The organism is Cytobacillus oceanisediminis, from assembly GCF_022811925.1.
GTDB lineage: Bacteria > Bacillota > Bacilli > Bacillales > Cytobacillaceae > Cytobacillus > Cytobacillus oceanisediminis_D.
In genome coordinates this window covers 1,460,073-1,484,191 of the sequence record NZ_CP065511.1, presented here as the reverse complement: position 1 = coordinate 1,484,191, position 24,119 = coordinate 1,460,073, and the positions used below count along the sequence as shown (strand labels likewise).

General features: G+C 39.5%; 26 protein-coding genes and 1 riboswitch. Of the genes, 11 read left to right on the top strand and 15 right to left on the bottom strand.

Annotated features, from left to right (window positions below; translation table 11 throughout):
• Positions 1-122: 122 nt before the first annotated feature.
• Complete coding sequence (locus IRB79_RS07730; protein ID WP_243507876.1) at positions 123-446, top strand: HPr family phosphocarrier protein; 324 nt, start codon at positions 123-125, stop codon at positions 444-446.
• 148 nt (positions 447-594) lie between these two features.
• Here IRB79_RS07730 and IRB79_RS07725 read toward each other — a convergent pair whose 3' ends face one another.
• Together IRB79_RS07725 and IRB79_RS07720 are read right to left on the bottom strand one after the other, a co-directional pair.
• Positions 595-1,341 (bottom strand): class I SAM-dependent methyltransferase, encoded by a 747-nt coding sequence (locus IRB79_RS07725; RefSeq protein WP_243507874.1) that lies wholly within the window; start codon positions 1,339-1,341, stop codon positions 595-597.
• Positions 1,342-1,401: 60 nt separating this feature from the next.
• Positions 1,402-3,498, bottom strand: coding sequence for a transglycosylase domain-containing protein (locus IRB79_RS07720; protein ID WP_243507872.1), 2,097 nt, complete (start codon positions 3,496-3,498; stop codon positions 1,402-1,404).
• A 521-nt stretch (positions 3,499-4,019) separates the two neighbouring features.
• Here IRB79_RS07720 and IRB79_RS07715 point away from each other — a divergent pair.
• On the top strand, positions 4,020-4,556 hold the full coding sequence (locus IRB79_RS07715; protein ID WP_243507870.1) for a universal stress protein: 537 nt from the start codon (positions 4,020-4,022) through the stop codon (positions 4,554-4,556).
• A 56-nt stretch (positions 4,557-4,612) separates the two neighbouring features.
• On the opposite strand, the gene IRB79_RS07710 is transcribed toward IRB79_RS07715, so the two are convergent.
• Positions 4,613-5,080, bottom strand: coding sequence for a helix-turn-helix transcriptional regulator (locus IRB79_RS07710; protein ID WP_243507868.1), 468 nt, complete (start codon positions 5,078-5,080; stop codon positions 4,613-4,615).
• 270 nt (positions 5,081-5,350) lie between these two features.
• On the opposite strand from IRB79_RS07710, the gene IRB79_RS07705 reads away from it, so the two are divergent.
• From IRB79_RS07705 to IRB79_RS07685, 5 genes are all read left to right on the top strand, one after another.
• Positions 5,351-6,490, top strand: a complete 1,140-nt coding sequence (locus tag IRB79_RS07705; RefSeq protein ID WP_243507866.1) for a histidine kinase N-terminal domain-containing protein — start codon at positions 5,351-5,353, stop codon at positions 6,488-6,490.
• 130 nt (positions 6,491-6,620) lie between these two features.
• The gene (locus IRB79_RS07700) at positions 6,621-7,163 is read left to right on the top strand and encodes a GNAT family N-acetyltransferase (RefSeq protein WP_243507864.1); all 543 of its coding nucleotides are present in this window, start codon (positions 6,621-6,623) and stop codon (positions 7,161-7,163) included.
• Positions 7,164-7,450: 287 nt separating this feature from the next.
• Positions 7,451-8,743, top strand: a complete 1,293-nt coding sequence (locus IRB79_RS07695) for a hemolysin family protein (protein ID WP_243507862.1) — start codon at positions 7,451-7,453, stop codon at positions 8,741-8,743.
• A gap of 355 nt (positions 8,744-9,098) precedes the next feature.
• Positions 9,099-9,500 (top strand): MerR family transcriptional regulator, encoded by a 402-nt coding sequence (locus IRB79_RS07690; RefSeq protein WP_264737409.1) that lies wholly within the window; start codon positions 9,099-9,101, stop codon positions 9,498-9,500.
• 64 nt (positions 9,501-9,564) lie between these two features.
• Positions 9,565-10,920, top strand: coding sequence for a hemolysin family protein (locus tag IRB79_RS07685; protein WP_243507860.1), 1,356 nt, complete (start codon positions 9,565-9,567; stop codon positions 10,918-10,920).
• A gap of 47 nt (positions 10,921-10,967) precedes the next feature.
• On the opposite strand, the gene IRB79_RS07680 is transcribed toward IRB79_RS07685, so the two are convergent.
• Together IRB79_RS07680 and IRB79_RS07675 are read right to left on the bottom strand one after the other, a co-directional pair.
• Positions 10,968-12,389: a sensor histidine kinase gene (locus IRB79_RS07680; RefSeq protein WP_243507858.1), complete on the bottom strand. Its 1,422-nt coding sequence runs from the start codon at positions 12,387-12,389 to the stop codon at positions 10,968-10,970.
• Entirely contained in the window at positions 12,379-13,080 is a 702-nt protein-coding gene (locus IRB79_RS07675) for a response regulator transcription factor (RefSeq protein WP_221877967.1), read from the bottom strand. Before IRB79_RS07675 ends, IRB79_RS07680 begins: the two co-directional genes overlap by 11 nt.
• 183 nt (positions 13,081-13,263) lie before the next feature.
• On the opposite strand from IRB79_RS07675, the gene IRB79_RS07670 reads away from it, so the two are divergent.
• A complete protein-coding gene (locus IRB79_RS07670; RefSeq protein ID WP_243507856.1) occupies positions 13,264-13,902 on the top strand; it encodes a hypothetical protein in 639 nt (212 codons plus the stop codon).
• An 81-nt stretch (positions 13,903-13,983) separates the two neighbouring features.
• Entirely contained in the window at positions 13,984-14,301 is a 318-nt protein-coding gene (locus IRB79_RS07665) for an ArsR/SmtB family transcription factor (RefSeq protein ID WP_243507854.1), read from the top strand.
• Between the two features lie 22 nt (positions 14,302-14,323).
• Here IRB79_RS07665 and IRB79_RS07660 read toward each other — a convergent pair whose 3' ends face one another.
• Positions 14,324-15,247 carry a cation diffusion facilitator family transporter gene (locus IRB79_RS07660; protein ID WP_243507852.1) on the bottom strand — a complete coding sequence of 308 codons (924 nt, stop codon included), beginning with the start codon at positions 15,245-15,247 and terminating at the stop codon, positions 14,324-14,326.
• A 226-nt stretch (positions 15,248-15,473) separates the two neighbouring features.
• Positions 15,474-16,769 carry an NCS2 family permease gene (locus IRB79_RS07655; protein WP_221877260.1) on the bottom strand — a complete coding sequence of 432 codons (1,296 nt, stop codon included), beginning with the start codon at positions 16,767-16,769 and terminating at the stop codon, positions 15,474-15,476.
• 90 nt (positions 16,770-16,859) lie between these two features.
• Positions 16,860-16,961: riboswitch (purine riboswitch) on the bottom strand.
• A 204-nt stretch (positions 16,962-17,165) separates the two neighbouring features.
• Between IRB79_RS07655 and IRB79_RS07650 the strand changes: the two genes are divergently transcribed.
• Positions 17,166-17,480, top strand: coding sequence for a DUF948 domain-containing protein (locus tag IRB79_RS07650; protein ID WP_243507850.1), 315 nt, complete (start codon positions 17,166-17,168; stop codon positions 17,478-17,480).
• 31 nt (positions 17,481-17,511) lie between these two features.
• On the opposite strand, the gene IRB79_RS07645 is transcribed toward IRB79_RS07650, so the two are convergent.
• On the bottom strand, positions 17,512-18,414 hold the full coding sequence (locus tag IRB79_RS07645; protein WP_243507848.1) for a YihY/virulence factor BrkB family protein: 903 nt from the start codon (positions 18,412-18,414) through the stop codon (positions 17,512-17,514).
• 372 nt (positions 18,415-18,786) lie between these two features.
• Between IRB79_RS07645 and IRB79_RS07640 the strand changes: the two genes are divergently transcribed.
• A complete protein-coding gene (locus IRB79_RS07640) occupies positions 18,787-19,680 on the top strand; it encodes a YitT family protein (protein WP_243507846.1) in 894 nt (297 codons plus the stop codon).
• Positions 19,681-19,850: 170 nt separating this feature from the next.
• Here IRB79_RS07640 and IRB79_RS07635 read toward each other — a convergent pair whose 3' ends face one another.
• The 7 genes from IRB79_RS07635 to IRB79_RS07605 all read right to left on the bottom strand — a co-directional run bounded on the left by IRB79_RS07635 (position 19,851) and on the right by IRB79_RS07605 (position 24,052).
• Positions 19,851-20,627: a sulfite exporter TauE/SafE family protein gene (locus IRB79_RS07635; RefSeq protein WP_243507845.1), complete on the bottom strand. Its 777-nt coding sequence runs from the start codon at positions 20,625-20,627 to the stop codon at positions 19,851-19,853.
• A 62-nt stretch (positions 20,628-20,689) separates the two neighbouring features.
• Positions 20,690-20,917, bottom strand: coding sequence for a sulfurtransferase TusA family protein (locus tag IRB79_RS07630; protein WP_243507842.1), 228 nt, complete (start codon positions 20,915-20,917; stop codon positions 20,690-20,692).
• Between the two features lie 58 nt (positions 20,918-20,975).
• Positions 20,976-22,097, bottom strand: coding sequence for an MBL fold metallo-hydrolase (locus IRB79_RS07625; protein ID WP_243507840.1), 1,122 nt, complete (start codon positions 22,095-22,097; stop codon positions 20,976-20,978).
• 40 nt (positions 22,098-22,137) lie between these two features.
• Entirely contained in the window at positions 22,138-22,716 is a 579-nt protein-coding gene (locus IRB79_RS07620) for a sulfurtransferase TusA family protein (RefSeq protein ID WP_243507837.1), read from the bottom strand.
• Positions 22,717-22,746: 30 nt separating this feature from the next.
• Complete coding sequence (locus IRB79_RS07615) at positions 22,747-23,223, bottom strand: DsrE/DsrF/DrsH-like family protein (protein ID WP_243507835.1); 477 nt, start codon at positions 23,221-23,223, stop codon at positions 22,747-22,749.
• Between the two features lie 157 nt (positions 23,224-23,380).
• A complete protein-coding gene (locus IRB79_RS07610; RefSeq protein ID WP_243507833.1) occupies positions 23,381-23,677 on the bottom strand; it encodes a rhodanese-like domain-containing protein in 297 nt (98 codons plus the stop codon).
• 15 nt (positions 23,678-23,692) lie between these two features.
• Positions 23,693-24,052, bottom strand: a complete 360-nt coding sequence (locus IRB79_RS07605) for a rhodanese-like domain-containing protein (protein WP_243507831.1) — start codon at positions 24,050-24,052, stop codon at positions 23,693-23,695.
• Positions 24,053-24,119: the final 67 nt, after the last annotated feature.

Sequence of the window (24,119 nt, the reverse complement as noted above, 5' to 3'; positions counted from 1 at the left end):
GTAATTATTCACACTTTGATTCATGATGGTTTACGGTTCAGATTACATGGGTAAATCCCTAGTACAACCGCATCATTAAACGATTAATATATAAAATACTTTTTGAAAGGGAGATTTATAAAATGAAAGAAATTATTTCTACTAATGTTTTAGTCCAAAATAGGTTCACAATGAAGAAGATGCTTGAAATTTATCAGGGATCAAAACAATTTGAAGGCACTACATACCTCTATAGCAAACACAAAGCTGTGGATGCCTCAAACCTGTCTAAATTAGTGTCTTTCCTATTAACGGTGAAACCGCAAACGACCCTAAAGATCATTGTTGAAGGAAATGAAGTTCAGAACCATCTGGAGCACATCAAAGAGATGTGCAGCAACCATGTTTCAGTGCTTCACATGTCAGAAAAACGCTTAATCAATTCAGCTGAAACATTTCAGCTATAAATGACCATTTTTATTGCAAAGTGATTGGAGTGAAGATAGATGATACGTACAATTTTTATGGTAGTTGGAGCGATTGTGGTAATTGGCGCGATAATCAGCTGGTTATTCTAAATAATTTCTATTTAAAAAAAGGCCGGATGGCCTTTTTTTATTTATAAGCAATGGCAATTGGCTGATAAAAACCAGATTCTTCAGGGTGAAGCCATTTTACCTGCCGGAAACCAGCTTCCAGCAGCAGCTGCTTTAGGTCTTCCCTTTTATAGGCCCTATACTGGGAATTTCTTTCCGAAACATCCCAGGTTCCGTCTTTTTCCGCCATTGTGAAATGCCGCAAATCATATACGTCAGAATTTTGATGCCAATCCCACAGCTGAAAGGTTATAGTTTTTTTCCTTCTTGCAGGCAAGGTAGACGAAGGCCTTTCCTTATGTATTTCATCGTAATTTCTGGTAGAAAAAAGAAAAATACCTTTCTGGCTGAGGGAACAGTATACCTCTTTAAGTGCCTCTAGGCATTCCTTATCGGTAATGAGGTGCGGCAAGGCGTTATCCATAGAGATGATTGCTTGAAAATAATCGCTGTGTACAGATGACAATGCCCTCATGTCTGCCTGAAAAAATTGGATGTTCAGGTGTCTCAGTTCTGCTTCCCTTATTGCCCTTTCGATAGACTTTCCGCTAATGTCAGACGCTGTTATTTTATATCCTTTTTTAGCTAGTCCTAAAGTCTGGGTTCCAATGCCGCAGGAACAATCCAAAATAGATGAGGATTTTTTTATGCCTTCTGCCGTTAATAAATTATCCAGCACCTCTCCCTGTCTGGCAATGGAACGATCCCAGTCCTCAAAAATCAAGTGATAATCTCCTGCTAATTCATCATAAAATTTCTCTGCCATGACGGCGCACCTCCTAAAAAAAGAGTACAGATTTTCACTGTACTCCTTAAGTGTATATTGTTAATCATCCTCTTTTTCTTTATCTTTCTTTTTATCTTTTTCCTTCTCTTTCTCTTTGCCTTTTTCCTCCCCTTTATTCCATTTATCTTTCCATTTTTCCTTTTCTTTTTCAATTTTTTCTTTTATCTTCTCTGTTTCTTTTCTTATGTTTTCCTCCCATGCTTTTCTTTGCTGCTCCCTTTGCCTCTGTTCCATCAGGCCAGCAATTTGAGGGACATTAAATGATTCTGCTTCCTGGTTTTTCAGGGCTTCTCCCATGATTTCGCGGAATATTGGAGCCGTGCCTTCACTGCTGGAGGTTGTAAGATAGTTTTTTGCATCTGTCTTATCGTGGCCAACCCACACAGCACCTACCAGCTGTGGTGTATAGCCGACAAACCATTGATCTTTAACGCCATCTATGCCTTCAATGGTCATTTGTGTACTTCCTGTCTTCCCCGCAACTTCTCTGCCGGGTATTTGGGCAGCCTTCCCTGTACCATGCTGAACTACCCCAAGAAGCATGGTTGTCACTTTATCTGCAACATCCTTTGAAATGACCCTTGTGTTTTCACCTTTCCATTCTGCAACTGTCTCTCCATCTTTATCAACTATTTTTGTAATGGAATGGGCTTCCGGCCTCTCTCCGCCATTTGCAAACACAGCATATGCCTGTGCCATGGTTAGCGGTGAAACTCCTTCATTTGTACCCCCAAGGGCGAGTGCCAGATTATGATTAATGGCATCTTCAGGTATGCCAAAACTCTTCGCGGCATCCACCCCTTTTTCCACACCAATCTCATCCAAAAGCCATACAGCAGGAACATTCAATGAGTCCTTTACTGCTTCATACATCGGCACATTTCCTCGGAACTGGCCATTATAATTATTCGGCTCATAATCTTTGCCAAATGTCATTCTCTCATCCTTAAGTTCATCAGTGATTTCCCATCCCGATTCCAGTGCAGCTGTGTATGGTACAATCGGCTTCATTGTCGATCCAGGCTGGCCTACTTTATGGACAGCGCGGTTATGTCCCAGAAGAGTGTGTTCACCTCTTCCGCCTGCAAGAGCACGGATTCCGCCATTCTGAGGATCCAGAAGTATGGCTCCGCTTTGCACCGGCTGATCTCCAGTACCTTTAGGGAATAATTGATCATTTTTGTAAGTATCTTCTACACTGCCCTGCATATCCTGATCAAGCTCAGTGTAAATGTGATAACCGTTACTAAGAAGATCGTCAAGGGAAATATTATACTTATTAATAGCCTCTTCAAGAACAACATCTACATAGTAAGGGTATTTCCCTTTAAGGGGATCTCCCCCGCCATCTTCAAAAACAAGCTTTTCATTTTTAGCCTTTTCCCATTCTTTTTCTGAAATTAAGCTGTGTTCCTTCATGCGATCAAGCACGAGGTTTCTTCTTTCAATTGCTTTTTCTTTATTTTGGTAAGGATTGATCGCTGAAGGGGCTTTAACCAGCCCAGCAAGCAGTGCTGCTTCGCTAATTGAGAGATCCTCAACATCCTTTGCATAGTATTTCATCGCTGCACGCTTTATGCCCCAGGCGCCTTCTCCAAAATAAACCTGATTTAAATACATCTGAATAATTTCGTCTTTGCTGTATTCCTTTTCTATTTCAAGCGCAAGGAAGAATTCTTCCAGCTTCCTTTTATATGTTTTCTCTGCAGACAATAAGGCGTTTTTAGTCAGCTGCTGGGTAAGCGTACTGCCCCCCTCAACAATTCCGCCTGCCTTCAGGTTTGTAAAAAAGGCTCTGCCTATTCCTTTTAAATCTATTCCTCCATGTTCATAAAAACGGTGGTCTTCAATGGCAATAACAGCATTCTTCATATGATCAGGAATTTGATCAATTGAAATGCCTTCATTTTTGTTTGCAGAGATCTTGCTGGCTACTTCCTCATCAGCGTCATAAATGACAGTAGATTGTGCAAGCCCTGCTTCAAGCGCACTTATATCCGCATCCTTGTATGAAAAATAAACGAAGCTTAAGAAAGCCAAGACTAATGTAGATGCAAGCAATATGGATACCTGTGTCAGGTGCAGCTTTTTCCAAGTTGACTGAAACTTTTTAATAACTGAAGTTCTCTTTCTCATATTTCCTCCAATACCTCTTGCTGAATATCATTTTGCTGGTTTAACGGCAGCCTCTAGACTATACCGATATCAGCATACCTGCAAAGAATATGTTTTCATATAGTATTTTGTTCCCAACTAAAAACTATAATTCTCCCAGACATATACATGTACCCAAAAACTCAAATTTTTTATCATCTTTTGTAAATTTAATTTTTAGTCTGTATGACCCGGAATTTACTATCCAGATTAAATGGTGACAAAACTCCCAAACGCAGCATCAATGAAAAAAAGCAATCGTAGACCGAATGCTTTTTTTGATAAGAATGGAATTTTTTGCAGACGCTGGAACTGGACTAATCCATAGCATTCCATATGAGTTTTGCTTCATTTTTATTAATACTAGAATCTACGAAGCAATAGCGTTTTTTGTGGGGGTATGAACAAATTTTCAGGAGCCATTTGATTTACAATGATTGATTTCTTGCAGTGAAGGGTATATGTACAATAAGTTTCCTTACCTTAAGAAGGAGTGAACTATTATGTTCTTTGAAAAAATTGTAGTTGGCTATGATGATACAGATGGAAGCAGACAGGCTTTAAATATGGCGATCGAATTGGTTAAGCAGCATCCTGAATCCCAGCTTCTGATTGCACAAGTCTTTGAGGAGACAATTGAAAATGTTCCCATAAGCAATGAGAAAGCGATAGAGCCTGTAAGGACAAATGGCTATCTGCTGGAAGGAATTCAAATACCTCCCCTGCCGGTATATCATGATGAATCCTCAGCCAGGACTCACGCAAGAGTGAAACATAGTGTTGACAATGCTTTTTTCAATGCGAGGGAAATTCTCGAGCCGTATAACATTAATGTAAAGTTCGATGTTATAGAAGGAAGTCCCGCTGACAGCATATGTGAATATGCAGCTGCCGAAAATGCCGATTTAATTATAGTGGGGAGCTCAGGCAAAGGCGGAATTAAAAAGATGTTCCTTGGTAGCACCAGTTCAAAAATTGCCAAGAATGCTCCTTGCCCAGTGCTTATAGCTAAAGATAAGGAAAGACCGCAAATCCCTTAAAACAGGAAAAGCAGCCCGGCGGCTGCTTTTTTATATTTAATAGTATACACCTATTATTAAAGAAGGCCTTTATTCTCTGCAGCCAGCTCTTCAAACCGTTCTTTAGAAGACACTTCATCAAAACTGCTGTAAATTCTAAAATGGTCCTGATCAATAATCCTGTAATGCTGGCTGATGATATTCTGCTGAAGGATCAAACCGTTGCTTCTCTTCAATTCCCTCCACCAGAGCTTTCCGCCAAGAGTCTTTTCCTTCCTATAATCGATTCCCTCTCTTGCAATAGTCTCCAGAACTTCAAGGGGTTCGTTTCCAAACAGAAATCGGACTGTTTCCGTTTCCCTGAATAAGGCACATACAGCCACCACTGTCGACCATCCTGCTTCTGCCCGCCCTTTCTCAATTTGAACCAGGGTCTTCTTTGAAACTCCAATAATTTCCGCCATCTTATCCTGTGTGTATCCTGCCTCTGTACGGATAAGACGGATCTTATCTGAAACTTTCAGTATAATTTCATCTCTAGTCAATGCAGCTTCATTCCCTTTTCGTTGTTGGTGTAAATTTACACCTGTTTCTATATTATAAAAGAAATAGTGACAATTTTACAAATAAAAAACTGCCTGGTTATTTAAATATACCAATTGTCACAAAAAAATGACTGTGCTTTTTGTCACAAGTATGGCCATAATCCATAGGGTAAAATTACTGTTATTTTCCATTAAATTAACAGAGGATTTTGCTGTAATCTATCGAAATCTATGGGATAACTGTTTTAATGAGAAAAAGTGGAGGGTAAAATGACGATTGAAACAAATAATGCCATATTGGAACTTCTGCTAACTGAAAAAGAAGACCTTTTAAGTGAATGGAATGAAAAAATCCTCATTAATAAGGATGATCCTTTTAAAGATAAAATCAAAGATAATGGCAACGCCATGTTCCAATTAATTATTCAATTTATGATAAAAGACGGCGATGAACTTGAAGAATATATTCAGAAACTTGCCTACTCTGTCGCTGAACAGCGAGTGAAAGCAGAAATTAATATTGGAGACTTTGTTTATAATGTCAATTTGGGAAGAACGATTTTTCTCGATATATTGAATCGTTCCGAAATACATTTTCATGAACTGCAGAGCCAGTACGAAAAAATCGGTTATTGCTTCGATAAATTCTTATACCACGCTGTATCCAGATACACGGATGCAAAAGATCAGATTATTAAGGAAAAGACACAATTTATCGATTCCACCCATAAAGATAGATTGACGCTGCTCGGCCAGATGACTTCCAGCTTTATTCATGAGTTCAGAAATCCGCTTACATCTGTACAGGGGTTTATCCAGCTGTTAAAATCCGAAAATCCCTCCATGAAATATTTGGACATCATATCGAATGAACTGGAGCAGCTGAATTTTAGAATTTCACAATTTTTGCTCCTCTCAAAAAAGGAACTGATTGGAAAAGAGAAAATCACTTTCTCTCTAAATGAATTAATAGATGAAGTCCTGATATTTTTATATCCCAGTATCCTGGATGGAAAGGTTAAGATTCTTCAGGATATGAACGAAGATATATATTTGAATGGCTATGCTGATGAAATCCGTCAAGTATTCATTAATATTATTTTCAATGCAATTGATGTGCTTACTCAGTACCGCAGCGACCCTGTCATTCATATTAAAAGCAAATGGACTCCAGATGGACACATAAAGCTTGATATTGCTAACAATGGGCCAAGAATTCCAGAGCATCTCGTCAGTTCCATTTTCGAACCGTTTGTTACAACAAAAACACTTGGAACAGGGCTGGGTTTATTTGTATGCAGAGAGATAATTGAAAAACATCAAGGGACACTGACCTGTGATACAGAGTCGGATTGGACCGTTTTCAGCATAATCCTGCCAACTGAAAAACAGACAAAAGTCAAAGGCTGACTCCCAATTGAGGAGCAGCTTTTTCATTTTCTGGCTTAAAAGCTTACATGATTTTAACCAAAAATATATATTTTTATTTAATTTCAGATTATTATTAATATATTTACAGATTATTGGAGGAGATTGTCCCATGTTTTCCTTAAAAGCAGATGAAGATATAGAATTGCAATTGTTCCAGCTGCATCATTCAGAAGAGCTTTTCAACCTGGTGGACAGAAACCGCAGTCATTTAAGAGAATGGCTTCCATGGGTAGATAATATGGCTTCACCTGTACAGTATCACTCTATTATTCCAATATGGCTGAAACAGTTTGCCGATAACAACGGCTTTAATGCAGGTATCCGTTATCAGGGAAAGCTTGCAGGCTCTATTGGTTTTCACCAGATCGACTGGAACAACAGACAAACCAGCATTGGATATTACCTTGCAAAGGATTTTGAGGGAAGCGGAATTATGACACGAAGTGTGCAGGCCATGATTAATCATGCTTTCTTTGATTTAAAACTGAACAGAATCGAAATACGCTGCGGGATCAAAAATGGAAAAAGCCGCGCGATACCGGAGAGGCTCGGCTTTCGTCAGGAAGGAATCATCCGGGATGGCGAGTACCTTTATAATCGATATCACGACCTTGCCGTATATGGACTTCTGGCAAGAGAATGGAATTATTGATAAGAAAAGCGGAAGTCGCCTGGAGCTAGAAAGTTATCTATCTTTAAAAATTATACGTGTATCTTTAGAAAAAGCCTGCCTCAGGCTTTTTTATTTTTTACTGACAGGAACATGCATATCTTGAATCCTCAATTTTTATTTTTTCTGGTTACCTTCCTCCTAATTAAGGGTAATTTCTTATTAAGGAAATCCTTTATTCATGGTTTATTTGTAAAATTCATGAATAAGGGAAAAGTACTTATAATAAAGGAGGTGCCAGCCCCTTACATATCGTGTAGGGATTTTATATGATCACCCTTAACCTATTCTTATTATTTTTCTTAATTGCATTAACTGCTTTTTTTGTTGCATCTGAATTTGCGATTGTTAAAGTCCGGACTTCACGAATTGACCAGCTTATTATGGAGGGAAATGCTAAAGCCCGTTCAGCAAAACAAGTTATAAGCAGTCTGGATGAATACTTATCTGCCTGTCAGCTTGGAATTACGATTACAGCACTGGGCCTCGGCTGGCTTGGTGAACCGACTATTGAGAGTCTGCTCCATCCCGTATTTGAAAGCATTAACTTACAGGCTGCCCTAACTCATATCCTCTCTTTTGTCATTGCTTTTTCTGTTGTGACATTTCTCCATGTGGTCATTGGAGAACTGGCGCCAAAAACCTTTGCCATACAAAAAGCAGAGGCAATAACGTTATCTTTTTCAAAACCATTAATATTATTTTACAGGATCATGTATCCATTTATTTGGATTTTATATGGTTCAGCAAGAATTGTTACAGGATTATTTGGACTGAAGCCTGTATCAGAAAGTGAAATGGCCCATTCAGAGGAAGAGCTTCGGATTATCCTATCTGAAAGCTTAAAGAGCGGAGAAATCAATCCATCAGAATACCAGTATGTGGATAGAATTTTTGAGTTTGACAATAGAATTGCTAAAGAGATAATGGTTCCGCGAACCGAGATTGTTACCCTCCCGGAAGATTCATCATTGGCAGAAATCCTGGATCTCATATTGAATGAGCGATACACCAGATATCCGGTTACGGCGGGTGATAAAGATAATATTCTGGGGATTATTAATGTAAAGGAAATCTTAACTGACTGCGTTAGAAAAAAGTGTGAAGGCAAACACCCTTTACGGCAATATATTAAACCTGTCATCAGGGTGATTGAAACCATTCCCATTCACGATTTGCTCCTAAGAATGCAAAAAGAGCGGTCCCATATGGCAATTCTTCTTGATGAGTACGGCGGAACAGCTGGAGTGGTCACAGTTGAAGATATCCTCGAAGAAATTGTAGGTGAAATTCGAGACGAATTTGATGCCGATGAACTTCCGTTTGTTCAAAAGTCAGGAGAAAATCATTATATCCTGGATGCAAAGCTGCTGATTTCAGAAGCAAATGACCTTCTGGGGACATCATTATCTGATGATGATGTAGACACCATCGGAGGCTGGATAATGACGCAGAAGTATGATGTGACACAGGGAGACTTTATCGAAGAAGAAGGATTCAGATTTATTATTAAGGACATGGAAGGGCACCACATTTCCTATATTGAAGTTGTGAAAATATGACCTGCATTTTTAATGACCGGGAGCGATTTTCTTGCTCCTGGTTTTTGTTCGCCTTCAGGCTGCTTATGCTAAAATAGTCACCTGCCTGTCATAAGCTGTCTTACCTTCGGATGGCATAAGTCAAAAAGGTGCACACCGGGCCCTGAAAAAAAATAATTTTTCCGAATCTTTTTACTTCATATTTAATGCATAATTTCATAAAATAAATGTAACCCTTTTTCCAAAACTACTACGTTTGACTGTATGGTTTGTGCTAACGTATAATTGATTCTAACTATATCTCTTGATGGAAAAGCACATTTTCATGAGATATAAGTATTCAAAACAGAGGTGATATGATGGGGCTTACTATCGTATCGGCGAATTAGCCAATATTGCTAATGTTTCTAAAAGAACTATAGATTACTACACTAGCATTGGCCTAATAAAAGCGAAACGCTCAAAATCAAATTATCGCATATACTCAGAAGAAGTATTGTCTGATTTAAGATTCATTGAGGAATGCAAACTGCTGCATTTTCCGCTTGAAGAGATTAAGAGAAAACTAGAAATGAAAACGAAAAGGGAGATTCAGACAGGGGAAGTTGAAAAGCATATTAACGCAGTCACATTGCAGATTAAACAGCTTCATCAGGAAATAGCTGTTCTCATGCCGCTTATTAATACACTGGATGATGAACAGAAAGATGGCTTTTCCAAGAAGCTGACTATTGAAAGCACTGCATTGCTCCGTTCCCTTTCCGACTTAACCAGCTAATCCCATTTTTCACAAAATCAGGAGGTGACACCCTGCCCGTTTAGGCGGGATAAGGGGAACTTATTTGGACATATTAAACTTGGTTTTTATAGCCATTTTAATTGCTTTAACGGCTTTTTTCGTTACATCGGAATTTGCCATTGTTAAAATACGAAGTTCCAGGATTGATCAGCTAATTGAAGAAGGCAATAAAAATGCAATTGCTGCGAAGAAAGTCATTTCGAATTTGGATGAATACCTTTCAGCCTGCCAGCTGGGAATTACCATTACAGCCCTCGGTCTTGGCTGGCTGGGTGAACCGACAATTGAACACCTGCTGCGGCCAGTGATCAACAGTTTCGGATTGCCGTCTTCCATTTCGCATATTATCTCATTCAGCATTGCTTTTGCTTTTATCACGTTCCTGCACGTAGTTGTGGGGGAATTGGCTCCAAAGACCCTGGCGATACAAAAGGCAGAAGCGGTTACGCTGTTAACAACACGTCCTTTAATCTGGTTTTACCGGGTTATGTATCCGATTATCTGGGCGCTGAATGGTTCTGCCCGCCTATTGACCAGCATGTTTGGATTAAAGCCTGCTTCTGAACACGATTTGGCACATTCTGAAGAAGAACTTCGCATTATTTTATCAGAAAGCTATGAAAGCGGCGAAATCAACCAATCTGAGTTTAAGTATGTAAATAAAATCTTTGAGTTTGATAATCGTATCGCGAAAGAAATAATGGTTCCGCGTACAGAAATTGTCTCTCTCTCAAAAGATGATACACTTGAAGACTTCCTGCAAATCGTTCAGGAAGAGAAATTTACACGATATCCCATTATAGATGGAGATAAGGATCATATCATTGGCATGGTCAACATTAAAGAAGTCATGACAGATCTCATTATGAACAGGGAATTATCATCAAGCACCCTTGAATCTTACATTCGTCCCATTATCAGGGTCATTGACAGCATACCTATCCATGAGCTGCTGCTTAAAATGCAGAAAGAACGCATTCACATGGCCATCTTAATGGATGAATACGGCGGTACCTCAGGCTTAGTCACTGTTGAGGATATCATTGAAGAGATTGTTGGTGAAATCCGTGATGAGTTCGATATGGATGAAGTGCCTATGGTCAGAAAGACGGAAGAAGGCCAATATATCATTGATTCCAAAGTTCTTGTCAGCGAAGTTAACGACTTGCTGGGTACCGGTATCAATGATGAAGATGTCGATACCATTGGCGGATGGATATTGACTGAAAACTACGAAGCCAAACAAGGCGACATGATTGAACATGAAAATTACCGGTTCAAAATTCTGGATATGGAAGAGCACCATATTAAGTATATTGAAGTAACAGCAGTACCAGAAACAGAAGAGCCGGCACCCGCAAAAGAAGTGCCTTTTACTGAAACAGAGGTATTGTCATAAATGAACAAAAGGAACAGCCTATCAGAGTGCTGTTCCTTTTTTTTGCCTTATTGCAAAGATGCTTTTTTCCGTGGAAACCTAATCGTAAATTTAGTCCCTTCCCCTCTATCACTGCTGACAGCAATCTCTCCGCTGTGCAGCTGAACAAGCTGTTTAACAATGGAAAGTCCAATGCCAAATTCACCAAAGGAATGATTGGTCCTGGATAGATCAGCTTTATAAAAACGCAGCCAGATAGACTCGATTTCTTGAGGATCGATGCCAATTCCTGTGTCTTCTATTTCGATCACTGTGTGGTCAGGATCTTCTCTTCCCCTTAAAAATATAGAGCCTTGATCGGTGAATTGTATGCTGTTCTTTACAATATTAACCAAAATTTGAATAAGCCGGTCATAATCTGCATGAACTGAAACCCCTTCTTCAGCCTCAAGATAAATCCTGTTGCCTTTTTCCCCTGCCTGAATTTCCAGCTGTTCCTTAACAATTTCAAAGGCTTCCATAAGATCAATATCCATTTTATTCAGCTGCAGCTGATTGGACCGGATCTTTTCATAATCCAGATTTTCGTTTACCAGACGAATAAGTCTCTTTGCTTCCCTGTCAATCAGGACCATCCCTTTTTCTTTTTCCGCCTCCGGGATCAGCCCTCCTTTAATGCCTTCAGCCAAACCGCTGATGGTGGTCAAAGGAGTCCGCAGCTCGTGCGAGACATCAGCAATGAATTTCCTCCTTCTATTCTCCAGTCTTTTAATTTCTTCATTAGATTCCCTCAACCTGGCTGCCATATCGTTAAAGTCTTTAGCCAGTTCACCGATTTCATCCATATAGGTGTATGGAACATTTACATCATAGTTCCCGGATGAAATCATAGAGGCAGCATTCCTGAGGTCCGTTATCCTCTTGATCAGATTTTTAGAGAGAACCAGGCTTAACAGGATGGTCGCAGAGAGCGAAATAAAAATGGTATATAATAAAAATCGATTTAATTGGCTGACAACCTCCATAGCTCCAGTTATAGGAGACAGAAGCAAAACTCCGCCAACCAGATTGCCCCCCTGCATATAAGGCATGGCAACCAATGTTACCTCCTGGCCAAAGCGTTCTATATCATGCTTTACAGTTACTTTACTTCCTTTCGAAATTTCTGCCCACTCAGATTTGGTCAGCTGAATCATCGGATCTGATTTAAGCTCCGGATACAAGACCCTCCCTTTATGATCAAAGAGTATATATTTTATATTCCTCGCATCAAGCAGCTGGCTGTATTCTGTTAAAAATTGTTCATCCCCCTCTATCCTGACTGTTAAATCAGTCAGGATCTGTTCCCCATAGGAATCGAGCTCTTCCACTTTATTTTCAAAAATATAATTCTCAACAAACTGGGAGAAAAGAAGGCTTAATAACAGGAATGCCAGAATGAGGATGCTGACATGGCTAATCAGCAGCTGATAAAAATATTTAACTTTCATTTTCAGCTGCCGTTTCATCAAATTTATAGCCCACGCCCCATACTGTATGGATAAAAGGCTGCTCATCCGTGCCTATTTTTTTCCTGAGCCTTTTTATATGTACATCTACCGTTCTTTCATCTCCATAAAACTGATAACCCCATACACTATCAAGCAGCTGCTCTCTTGTAAAAACCTGTTTTGGATGTTTTACAAGATAATACAGCAAGTCAAATTCCTTTGGGGTCAAATTCTTGAGAAGCTGCCCATTATAATAGGCCTCTCTGGAATCTTTGCTGATTTTGAAGTATTCACTGGCAACATAGTGGGGGTCATCCACTGATCCTGCTTCAGCCTGAAACCTGCGTGTCACCGCTTTGATCCTGGCCATTAGCGTCAGCGGACTGAATGGCTTGGTCACATAATCATCAGCACCCATTTCAAGGCCCAGAACCTGATCAGACTCGCTATCTTTAGCCGTCAGCATAATGATCGGGACCTTGCTCAATTCCCTTATTTTACGGCAGAGAGTCACTCCATCCATGATAGGAAGCATCCAATCGACGATAATTAAGTCCCATCTTTCTTTATTAAAATGCTCAAACCCCTGCTGCCCATCATGGACAAAGACTCCTTGGTATCCTTCTTTCATAAAGAACATCCCAAGCATTGAACAAACACTTTCATTATCTTCCACAACAAGTATTTTCATTTTCCCATCACCGTCCCCGAACAGTCTTCTTTTCTTAATGTAATCGAAATGAGTGTTTTTTTTCAATGAATATCTCTGTCCTTAATGTTTTCGTGAAAAAGATAGCCAAATTTATTCATGCTTTCGCTTTATCTTGGGAAATGCTATATACGAATTATAATTTTGAAAGGAGTGCAGTGCAGCATGAATAAAAAATTACTATTAGTATTGTCTTTTTGCATTATTTTAATGGGGGCCGCTTTATCCGTTAACGCCGAAACAGCACCAAAGGAACAATCACCGGCACAAGAGCAAAAACATGAACACCATCACAGAATGATTGATGAATCCCAAATGAAATCCCTTCTGGAACAAGGATTCACCAAAAAGGAAATCTTCATAGCTGCCCACATTGCAAAGTTTTCAAATAAACAGGTTGCAGACGTATTGGCATTTTATAAAAAAAATAACTCTTCCTGGGAAAAAACAGCACAGCAGTATGGAGTGGATTTAGACAAAATAAAGAAGCATCATCATCACATGGATAAGTTCCTTGAAACTAATAAGCAAGTTGTTCTGCAAAAGGTCTCCGAGTATTCCGGCAAGTCCCCCCAAGTGCTGCAGGGGTATCTTGACAAAGGAGTCCCTCTTCGTTTCCTTATTTCCGGGGCAGCCATCGCAAAGGCGGCAAATAAGGATCTGGGCGAAATAATTCAAATGAAGGAACAAGGAAAATCAATGCCTGAAATAAAAAAGGAACTGAACCTTGAAAAAGAACAAATCCATGCAGAAATAAAAAAACTGGTTGATGAGATTCACAAGGAAGTCAGAAAGACAAAATAATATGTAAAACCGCAGAGGGCACACCTCTGCGGTTTCGTTTTATTTAAAACAGAATTATAATGAAAGGCAGAGGTGAACAAAATGACAGAAGAAAACACGTCGTACCCAGCCGATCTGGATGAAGAAACCTTATTCATGGTTTCCCAGACATTCAAAGCTTTGTCAGATCCAACCAGGCTTAGAATTCTTCATTTATTATTTCACGGAGAGTATTCGGTAAATGAGATTGCCGAATACCTATCACTGCTTCAGTCTACGGTTTCTCACCAGCTTCGCTTTTTGAAAAACCTGCGGCTGGTAAAATTCCGCCGTGAAGGAACCACTCTTTTCTACAGCCATGATGATGAACACGTCATTAGTTTACTGAACCAGGCAATCGAACATAGCCAGCATTCATGAATAAGCTGTCCTTTGGCCCCTATTAATTGCAGCTTTCATTATGGCCGGGGCAGCCTTTTCTTTCTCCTTCCACTTGAATTGTGCTATGCTCAATGCCATATTCATCATGCAGTACCGATTGCGCCGCATGAAGGACTGCATCGTGGCCGCCGTTATGTTCAATCACAAGATGGCAGCTAAGAGAAGGGAAACCAGAAGTAATCGTCCAAATATGAAGATCATGAACATCTTTTACATGTGCAAGGCCAAGGAGCGCACTTTTAATATCCTCAGGATTCAGGTGGGAAGGTGTCCCTTCCATTAAAATATGAAAGGACTCTTTTACCACCCTCCACCCGCTTATAAGGATGAGAATTGCTACCATTACACTTGCAATCGGGTCCGCAATGCCCCAGCCGAAGAAATAAATTAGAAGCGCAGCTGTTATAGCTCCAACGGAACCAAGCAAGTCACCAAGAACATGCAGAAAAGCGCTCCTAACATTTAAATTGTGATCCTTATCCCCACTCATTAATATTAATGCCGCTGCGATATTTACGAGCAGTCCGATCGATGAGATCACCAGCATCCCCATACTTTGAACAGCCGGCGGCTCAAGAATGCGGTGGTAGGCTTCATAGAAAATATAGAGAGAAATCAAGAGAAGTGTAATGCCATTAATTGAAGCAGCAATAATTTCAAATCGTTTATAGCCAAATGTTTTTGAATTTGTCGCCTTTTTTTCCCCTATTTTGATTGCCAGAAAACTTAAGCCAAGCGCAGCTGCATCACTCAGCATGTGTCCGGCATCCGATAGGAGCGCAAGGCTGTTAGTCCATATGCCTCCAATTACTTCTACAATCATAAATGAAGCAATCAAAATAAATGCCCACTTTAAAGCCTTTTTATTGCCTGTGTGATGGTGATCATGTGAATGCCCATGTCCGTGCCCATGACTGTGTCCCATACATTACACCCCTTTATATGAATATATGCTCATATATATTATGTATGACATTGGCTTATTGTTCAATGATTTTATATTGTTTCCTTATAATTTAGACTAAAAGAGCGGGGTCAAACATTTTATGATAATATTCAGCAGAAACAGCAGAAAAGTGAATCCTGCAATTTCTCAAAGCAATTATAGGATTCACAAAAAGGCTGCCTGACTATACAGGCAGCCCTTTTCCTTATGCAAGATAAACAAAATAACCCATAAATGCAATACATAATCCATACATGATCGGATGAATTTCTTTTGGCCTTTTCAATGCCAGCATTGTGATTGGGTATAAGATGAAGCCGAGAGCAATCCCAGTTGCTACACTGAAAGTCAGCGGCATCATTAAGATGGTCACGAACGCCGGAATGGCGATTTCCAGTTTGCCCCAATCAATATGCTTCACTTCCATAGCCATCAGTGCTCCGACAATGATAAGTGCCGGAGACGTAACTTCGGCCGTAATAACACCGAGCAATGGAGAAAAGAATAATGCAATAGCGAAGCATGCAGAGATGATAACTGAAGTAAAGCCTGTCCTTCCTCCAGCCGCAATCCCAGAACTGGACTCAATCATGGAGGCAGTTGTAGAAGTTCCAAGCACAGAACCGACTACAGTAGCACTTGAATCTGCCAGAAGCGCTTTTCCTGCATTAGGGATTTCATTATTCTTCATCAGGCCTGCCTGGCTTGCAATGGCTATTAAGGCTCCAGCCGTATCAAAAAAGGCAACAAATAAGAAAGTGAATATGACTGCCAGCATTTCCGGCGTAAAGATTTGATCAATATTCAGAAAAACTTCACCAAATGTCGGTTCAAGGCTCGGAATGGCCCCAACAATTTTTTCCGGTTTATCAATAAGGCCAATTAACATTCCAGCAGCAGCTGAAATGACCATACCATAGAAAATGGCACCTTTAACTCCCCTTACCATTAAAACGATTGTTAAGATAAAACAGAAAACAGCCAGCAGCGTGACTGGGGATTTAAAATCGCCAATCGCAACAAATGTCGCGTCATTACCTACAATCAGGCCAGCATTTTTCAATCCGATAAAAGCAATAAAGAAGCCTATGCCGCCTGCTATTGCATGTTTTAAATCCTTGGGTATAATGTTAATAATTTTTTCCCGTATTTTTAATAAGCTTAAGATCACAAATAAGATCCCAGAAACAAATACACCAGTTAAAGCCGTTTGCCATGGTATGCCCATGCCGATGCAGACAGAAAAAGTGAAGAAAGAATTGAGGCCCATGCTTGGTGCAATCCCAATTGGGTAATTGGACAGCAAGCCAATTAATAAAGAGCCAATAATTGCTGACAGCGCAGTAGCCGTAAAGACAGCTCCTTTATCCATTCCAGCCTGGCTAAGTATAATTGGATTTACAATTAATATATATGCCATTGATAAAAATGTCGTTAAACCTGCGATTGTTTCCTGTTTATATGATGTTTCTCTTTCACGAAACCGGAAAAAAGATGACATACCATTCCCTCCTTATTTAGTAACCAATAAAAAAAGCTCCGCAATATGCGAAGCTGCCATAAGAAAACAGAAGAAAATAGCATGCCGATTCGAACAAGCTATATCCCCTGTAGTCAAGCTATTTACGGCAGCCCGGTAGAAACGCTCAGACCCTATCTCTGAACATATACAGGTTAAAATGAATGGCCTCAGCAAACCAATCGATCAATGTCCTGAGCCAAACAAAATAATATATTGATATAATGAAAATAATTCTAGCAAACTCAAATATGAAGGTCAATTCTTTAATTTATTCTGAGAATTCCCCTTTATATTAAGGATACAGGGGTTTAATGTTAATTTTTATTTGTAATGGGTAAACAATAAGAAAAACCCAGCATGAGGAGGCAGGTCACAATGTTCATTGTATATGCAAGCTTGATTCTTATTGCAGCATCCCTGATCTTTCTGGGCATCTATGCTTTTAAAGCTTACAAGGATGCCAAACCGGCAATTAAGAAACTGACAGCTATAAGCACTATCATGCAGCTAAAAGCTGATCAATTGAAAAATGGGGTTGACGAACTGAGAGCAACTCAGAAAGAAATTCAAGGAGATATCAATTATAAAAAACAGACCTTTAATAATACGGTATCCGCTGTAAAGGAAACACCGAAGAAAATAAAGAAATGGTGGAACATTAAGATACCTTTTATCCACCAAATCAAATAAAACGAGGGCTGAGCCCTCGTTTTATTTTGTCCTATTTTAATGAAAGTGTACGATATGCTTCTGCATCTGTTTGTACCTTGGGATTTTCTTTGTCATCTTTCATTCCGCTGCCCGGCTTGAATGTATTATTTCTGTGATAGAGGGCACTGATTTCCCCGCCAATGACAAGGACAAGTCCGGTTAAAAAGAACCATAGCATCAAGACAATGACTCCGCCAAGGCTTCCATATGTGGCGGAATAATTCCCAAAATTGCTTACATAAAAGGACAAGCCAAAAGATATAAGCTGCCACATAACCGTTGCGGCTATAGCACCTGGCAATACCTGTTTGAAAGGAAAATGTTTATTCGGTGCCACCTTATAAAGGATAGCCAGGACTGTAACCATGATCACAAAAGCAATGGCCCATCTCAATACATTGATCAGTATCTGCATCCCATCAGGTATATTAATAAAATTCTCAACAAAGTTCATGATGACTTTTCCGAAAACGGGAAGAACCATAGCAATGATGAATGCTGCGAGCAAACCCAGAGTCAAACCTATGGATATCAGTCTTGATTTTATAAATGACCTCGTTTCCTCCACATCAAAGGCGTCATTCATGGCTCTTATGAAAGCCTGCATTCCATTAGAAGCTGACCATAAAGTACCTATGATACCGAACGTCAGCAGTCCGCCGTTCGGCTTCGTAATGATATCTACTACATTATCTTCAATAACATTAAATGAATCTGACGGCATTACACTCTGTAAGTATGATAATGCTTTTTGAGGATCCAGTGAAAGATATGGAACAATGGAGATAAGCAGGATTAACAAAGGAAAAATGGAGAGCATATAATAATAGGCTTGTTCGGCTGCAAGCCCGGTTGCCCGATCATTCTTAAATTCCTTTCCGAGCTTCTTGCCAAATTGAATAACCTTATGCATTTTACTACTCCTCCCTTAATCAGCTTATAGCTTGTATGTGTTTATTTCCCCGAAGATCTTTGAGCTAATCGTATTTTAATAAAATATTCATTCCATTTTGATAAACAAATAAAAAAGATGCCTTTCCATCAGAATGGAAAATTACCCTTATAAGGGCACACACCTTATAATTGTGAACTCGGTATCCCTCATTTAATATAAGTAATGTTATAATTAGATATAGTCTTTATCAGACTTATCGAATAATTAATTTAAGCTAAAAATGGCACAAGCTATCATATAATGCTATTAGCTCATTAAAGATGCTCGTTCAGTCTGACAGCGTTTTATATATAAATTTATTTTTTACCACTTAAAAAATGGGGGTCATTTATGAACGTTTCACTCGAAACTGCTGTTGAAGCAAATGTACATAAAGGATTGACTAAAGGCAAGCTTGCAAAAAGGATTTTCTTCATCATACTTGGAGCCATACTTATGGGTGTCGGAATCGAAGAATTCCTAGTGCCCAATAAAATTCTGGATGGCGGAATAGTAGGAATCTCCATTATCCTCTCTCACTTGTCCGGCTGGAAACTCGGCTGGTTTATTTTCACCTTAAATATTCCATTTTTTTACATAGGGTATAAACAGATAGGGAAAACCTTTGCATTGTCTACATTGCTGGGCATTGCGGTATTATCAGCCACCACCCTCCTCTTGCATGATGTTCCCGTATTTACAGAGGACTTGCTGTTAGCAACAGTATTTGGCGGCATTGTTCTTGGCGTTGGGGTCGGAATGGTAATCAGATATGGGGGATCTTTAGATGGAACTGAGATACTGGCCATTCTGGTAAATAAAAAACTCCCGTTCTCTGTCGGGGAAATCATTATGTTTTTCAATATCTTCATTTTTGCTACTGCAGGCTTTGTTTTCGGCTGGAACCGGGCCATGTACTCAATCCTTGCATATTTCATTGCTTTCAAGACAATTGATGTTGTCATCAGCGGACTGGATGAATCCAAATCCGCCTGGATCATCAGCGACCAGCATAAGGTAATCGGCGAAGCGATTATGGCCCGGCTGGGACGAGGCGTTACCTACTTAAATGGGGAAGGCGCATACACTGGGGATGACAAAAAAGTAATTTTTTGTGTCATAACCAGACTTGAAGAAGCAAAATTAAAATCCATTGTCGAAGAAATAGATCCGAGTGCTTTTTTAGCAGTTGCTGATATTGCTGAAGTGAGAGGCGGCAGATTTAAAAAGAAAGCCATCCACTAAGAATGGTTTTAATGGTCTTATGAAAACCTCTATTAAGTAAACTCCGTTGTTGCAAAACCGGCTTGGAGCGGCAGTTAAATTAAAATAACAAATAAATATGTTAGTAATAAGATAAATCTCAAAATGTTAAACTTAAAAGGGAACAGCGTCCGCTGCCCCCTCCCTATTAATTATAAAATATCCATCCAGATTTTGATTGATGTTGCCAGAATTAAAACAGCCAAAATGACTTGGAGGATTTTTGTATTTACTCTTTTTCCTGCAGCAGCTCCTAATGGAGAAGCAATTAAGCTGGCAATTATCATTATGGCAGCAGGAATATAGTCCACCTGGCCGGTTGCCAATTTGCCAGCTGTAGATCCAATCGATGAAATAAACGTGATGGCCAGTGATGTCGCAATCGTCATCCTTGTAGGGATCTTCAATACAACCAGCATAATAGGAACCAGTAAAAATGCACCTGCTGCACCTACGATTCCAGCTCCGATGCCGACAATCAAAGCAAAAAAGGCTGCAAGCCATTTATTGAACTTTACTTGATCCAAAGGTATATCATCCAAGCCTTTTTTCGGCACGAACATCATGACTGCGGCAATTAAAGCTAATACACCATATACAAGATTGATGCCGCCCTCAGTCATAAACCTTGAACCATAGCTTCCGATTAAACTTCCGATTAGTATTGCTGAACCCATATAAATAATTAGTGTTTTATTCAGGTATCCACCTTTTCTGTAAGCCCAGACGCCCCCGATTGTTGCAAAAAACACCTGTACTGCACTGATTCCGGATACTTCGTGAGCAGAAAAAGCAGCTAATCCAAATAATGGCGGAATGTATAAAAGCATAGGGTATTTAATGATTGAGCCGCCAATTCCTACCATGCCGGAAATGTAAGACCCGATAAAACCAATTAAAAATATAACGATTAAAAAGGTTAAATCCATGTGGCTATCTCCTCCTTTTAGCGATAAAAGGGAGTAGAAACCCCCTTTTACCTTTCAATAGATTAGCCTTTTTTTATCCAGAACTTTAAAATTCCGTTGTCATCCTCATGTTTTAAAAGCTCATGTCCTGTTGACTCTGTCCAGGCAGCCAAGTCTTTAACTGCGCCTTTGTCGGTTGTATGAACTTCAAGCACCTGGCCTGATTCGATTTCCCCAATTGCTTTCTTTGTTTTTACGATTGGCATTGGACAAGCTAAGCCTTTTGCATCCAGTACTTTTGCTGCGTTCATGTTTTCATTCCTCCAATTTTTTAAATTATCTAAGCTAAAGTTTTTTGAATTCAGGTAATTATCTTACAGCACAGCGGTTAGGACCGATTTCCATCTCTCTCTGTTTTTCTTCATCCGGGCTGATTTTACCCATATTTGTTTCACGGATTTCCTGATAAGCATTTGGCTGAGGAGGAAGGTTCTCAGAAACTAATTTTCTGAATTCTCCTTCGTCATCAATATTTAATCCATGATTCTCAGCAAATAATGTGCCAAGTTTCTCAGAAACACTGCCATCTTCATTTAACTCATCAATGATCATGAAGTGTGCAGGCATAACAACTAATTCACTTGATAGCTCTTTATAACGCTTATAAAGTGTCTCCCTTAAATCGCCAGCCCAGTCACCGGCTTTTCCTGCAAGGTCCGGTCGGCCAATTGAATCGATGAATAGAATATCGCCTGATAGAAGGTATTGATCATCTACCACAAATGATGTTGATCCAATTGTATGGCCTGGTGAATAAATAGCTTGAATACTGATCTTAGTAGAACCAATCATTACTTCGTTTCCATCATCAAGACTTTTGTAATCAAATGTTACTTCTTCAGCATCCTTAGGAGGAAGCCAGTATGAAGCACCAGTTTTTTCAGCAATTTTTCTTCCCCCTGAGATATGGTCAGCATGGAGGTGTGTATCAAAAACATGCTTGATTACAGCATTCTTTTCAGCAGCAAAGTCAGTGAATACCTCAGTCATTCTTGTTGCATCGACTATCGCCGCTTCCCCATTAGAAATAACCATATATGATAGACACCCTTTACCAATGCGGACAAATTGGTACATTTCGCCCCCGTGCTTCAAGTCTCCTACTTTAACAGGCTCAAGGTGTTCGCTCCATGCTTTCATTCCGCCCTTCAGGTAAGATGCCTCTCGTCCAGCTTCCTCAAGCATTTCTGCAATCATGACAGAAGATCCTTCTTTTGCACAAACGATTAAAAGTTCTTTATCAGCTGGAATTTTATCCAGAATTGACTCTACTCCATCAAGAAGATCGAAGTAGGGAACATTCATGTATTCAAAGTTTTTTCCTTCAATCTTCCAATCATTAAAGTCACTTTCATTGCGCACATCCAGTATAAATAGCTCTTCATTTTGAATAACTTTTTTTGTTACTTCTTTAGCAGTCATTGCTTTCATCGTTTCATACCCCCTAATGTATATTTTTTAAAAAAATTTTTTAGTTCACTTTAGTTTCTGTCGGTCCATTCCAATCAGACATTCCCGGCACTACATTAATTATGTGGGAGAAGCCTTTTTCGGTTAATGCCTGTGAAGCCATATCACTGCGGCTGCCTGTACGGCATACTACATAAATCTTTTTATCTTTATTCAGCTCGCCCATTCGTTCTTCAAGTTCGCCAAAAGGAATGGAAATAGCGTTTGGAATATGTCCAAATGCATATTCTGCCGGTTCCCTTACATCAAGAACGACAATCTCTGTATTTGATTCAAGTTCTCTTTGCAGATCTTCGTTAGAAGCAATAATCTCAAAATTTACTGCTTCGCGCTCTTCATTTTCACTTGCTTTGCGGATATAGTGCTTTAGCACATCCCCTTCTTCAATTGTCCCAAGATATTGATGTCCTGAACTTTTTGACCAGGCCTGAATATCTGCCTTTGAACCTTTATCAGTTGCAAGGACCTCAAGTACTTCACCAGCGTTTAAATTATTAATTGCTTTTTTTGTTCTTACAATTGGCATTGGGCAAGCAAGGCCTTTTGCATCTACCGTAAAGTTTGCTTTTAATGTTTTCATTTAGAAATCCCCCTATTTTAAAAATTTGGTTTAGATGAATAAGTTTACATTTCCATCTTCTGCATCTGCCAGGTACGCTGCTACACCAGCATATTCAACGCCATCAATAATTTCATCTGGTTTGAAGCCTAGAAGATCAACTGTCATCTGACAGGCTACCAGCTTAATATCCTGTTCTTTTGCCATTTCAATCAAATCTTTTACTGGCATCGTGTTGTGCTTTTTCATAATATCTTTAATCATTTTAGGACCCATGCCAGCCATATTCATTTTTGAAAGACCCATTTTTTCAGGACCTCTAGGCATCATTTTTCCAAACATTTTTTCCATAAATGATTTTTTCACTTGGATAGGCTCATCTTTCCTTAGAGCATTCAGTCCCCAAAAAGTGTGAAAGATCGTTACCTCATGGTCATAAGCAGCTGCTCCATTCGCAATGATATAAGCTGCCATCACCTTGTCATAATCTCCGCTGAATAGAACAATTGTTGTCTTCTTCTTTTCCATTCCTTTTCCTCCTTTTACCCCAATGGGTATTCATATAATCAAAAAAAATAAAGTTTCTATTGTGTTATTAGTAATCAGGTTTTAATACCTCACGGGGTATACATTACAGTATGTTTTACTTTCTGTCAATACCCCTTTTCTTTTCGAACATCAAGTTTTATTCTATGGGGCCTTCCCAGTTCATCATACCGCCGCTCATATTGATCACGCTAAAACCCTGGCTTTCTAGAAAGCGGGCAGCTAGTCCACTGCGGCTGCCTGATCTGCAAACCATTACATATTCTTTATTTTTATCCAGTTCATGCATGCGGAATTCAATTAATCCAAGCGGAATATGAATGGCTGATGGAATCTTCCCTTCCTTAACCTCATCCACCTCACGCACATCGATTAAATTCAAAGGTTTCCCGGCAGCTAACTTCTGCTCTACATCCTTTGCAGTCATAGTTTTCATATGAAATATCCCCTCTTATCTCCAGGCGCTCAGTCCGCCTCTGATATTTGTTATATTTTTAAAGCCTTCTTTCTTCAGGATTTTGCTCGCTTTGCTGCTTCTCATTCCACTTTGGCACATGACAACTACTTCCTGATCCTTTGAAAGCTGGCTCATTTTCTGGGTAAGCTGATGAAGAGGCATATTGACAAATCCCGGAACATGGAATCGTTTAAACTCTGCAGGTGTTCTAACATCAATGCATTGCTTGTTTTTGTCCTTTATTTCGTTTTGCAGCTGAGCAGGTGTCATCTGCCTGACTCCTTTAACTGGAATCAATTTTCGAACTAAAAGGATAATAAGAAGAGCAATAATAACTCCATTTACAATGGTCATTTGATTACCTCCGATTATAGATCTTAATACCCTGTAGGGTATATAATAACTAAATAAAATGAGGAAG

Bases quoted from the DNA above. Each gene is read 5' to 3' on its own strand.
- IRB79_RS07705 (WP_243507866.1), top strand. From the start codon at position 5,351: ATGACGATTGAAACAAATAATGCCATATTGGAACTTCTGCTAACTGAA.
- IRB79_RS07610 (WP_243507833.1), bottom strand. From the start codon at position 23,677: ATGAAAACTATGACTGCAAAGGATGTAGAGCAGAAGTTAGCTGCCGGG.
- IRB79_RS07665 (WP_243507854.1), top strand. From the start codon at position 13,984: ATGACAGAAGAAAACACGTCGTACCCAGCCGATCTGGATGAAGAAACC.
- IRB79_RS07715 (WP_243507870.1), top strand. From the start codon at position 4,020: ATGTTCTTTGAAAAAATTGTAGTTGGCTATGATGATACAGATGGAAGC.
- IRB79_RS07655 (WP_221877260.1), bottom strand. From the start codon at position 16,769: ATGTCATCTTTTTTCCGGTTTCGTGAAAGAGAAACATCATATAAACAG.
- IRB79_RS07645 (WP_243507848.1), bottom strand. From the start codon at position 18,414: ATGCATAAGGTTATTCAATTTGGCAAGAAGCTCGGAAAGGAATTTAAG.
- IRB79_RS07625 (WP_243507840.1), bottom strand. From the start codon at position 22,097: ATGAAAGCAATGACTGCTAAAGAAGTAACAAAAAAAGTTATTCAAAAT.
- IRB79_RS07680 (WP_243507858.1), bottom strand. From the start codon at position 12,389: ATGAAAGTTAAATATTTTTATCAGCTGCTGATTAGCCATGTCAGCATC.
- IRB79_RS07670 (WP_243507856.1), top strand. From the start codon at position 13,264: ATGAATAAAAAATTACTATTAGTATTGTCTTTTTGCATTATTTTAATG.
- IRB79_RS07640 (WP_243507846.1), top strand. From the start codon at position 18,787: ATGAACGTTTCACTCGAAACTGCTGTTGAAGCAAATGTACATAAAGGA.
- IRB79_RS07605 (WP_243507831.1), bottom strand. From the start codon at position 24,052: ATGACCATTGTAAATGGAGTTATTATTGCTCTTCTTATTATCCTTTTA.
- IRB79_RS07630 (WP_243507842.1), bottom strand. From the start codon at position 20,917: ATGAACGCAGCAAAAGTACTGGATGCAAAAGGCTTAGCTTGTCCAATG.
- IRB79_RS07700 (WP_243507864.1), top strand. From the start codon at position 6,621: ATGTTTTCCTTAAAAGCAGATGAAGATATAGAATTGCAATTGTTCCAG.
- IRB79_RS07675 (WP_221877967.1), bottom strand. From the start codon at position 13,080: ATGAAAATACTTGTTGTGGAAGATAATGAAAGTGTTTGTTCAATGCTT.
- IRB79_RS07730 (WP_243507876.1), top strand. From the start codon at position 123: ATGAAAGAAATTATTTCTACTAATGTTTTAGTCCAAAATAGGTTCACA.
- IRB79_RS07620 (WP_243507837.1), bottom strand. From the start codon at position 22,716: ATGAAAACATTAAAAGCAAACTTTACGGTAGATGCAAAAGGCCTTGCT.
- IRB79_RS07725 (WP_243507874.1), bottom strand. From the start codon at position 1,341: ATGGCAGAGAAATTTTATGATGAATTAGCAGGAGATTATCACTTGATT.
- IRB79_RS07650 (WP_243507850.1), top strand. From the start codon at position 17,166: ATGTTCATTGTATATGCAAGCTTGATTCTTATTGCAGCATCCCTGATC.
- IRB79_RS07695 (WP_243507862.1), top strand. From the start codon at position 7,451: ATGATCACCCTTAACCTATTCTTATTATTTTTCTTAATTGCATTAACT.
- IRB79_RS07615 (WP_243507835.1), bottom strand. From the start codon at position 23,223: ATGGAAAAGAAGAAGACAACAATTGTTCTATTCAGCGGAGATTATGAC.
- IRB79_RS07720 (WP_243507872.1), bottom strand. From the start codon at position 3,498: ATGAGAAAGAGAACTTCAGTTATTAAAAAGTTTCAGTCAACTTGGAAA.
- IRB79_RS07635 (WP_243507845.1), bottom strand. From the start codon at position 20,627: ATGGATTTAACCTTTTTAATCGTTATATTTTTAATTGGTTTTATCGGG.
- IRB79_RS07660 (WP_243507852.1), bottom strand. From the start codon at position 15,247: ATGGGACACAGTCATGGGCACGGACATGGGCATTCACATGATCACCAT.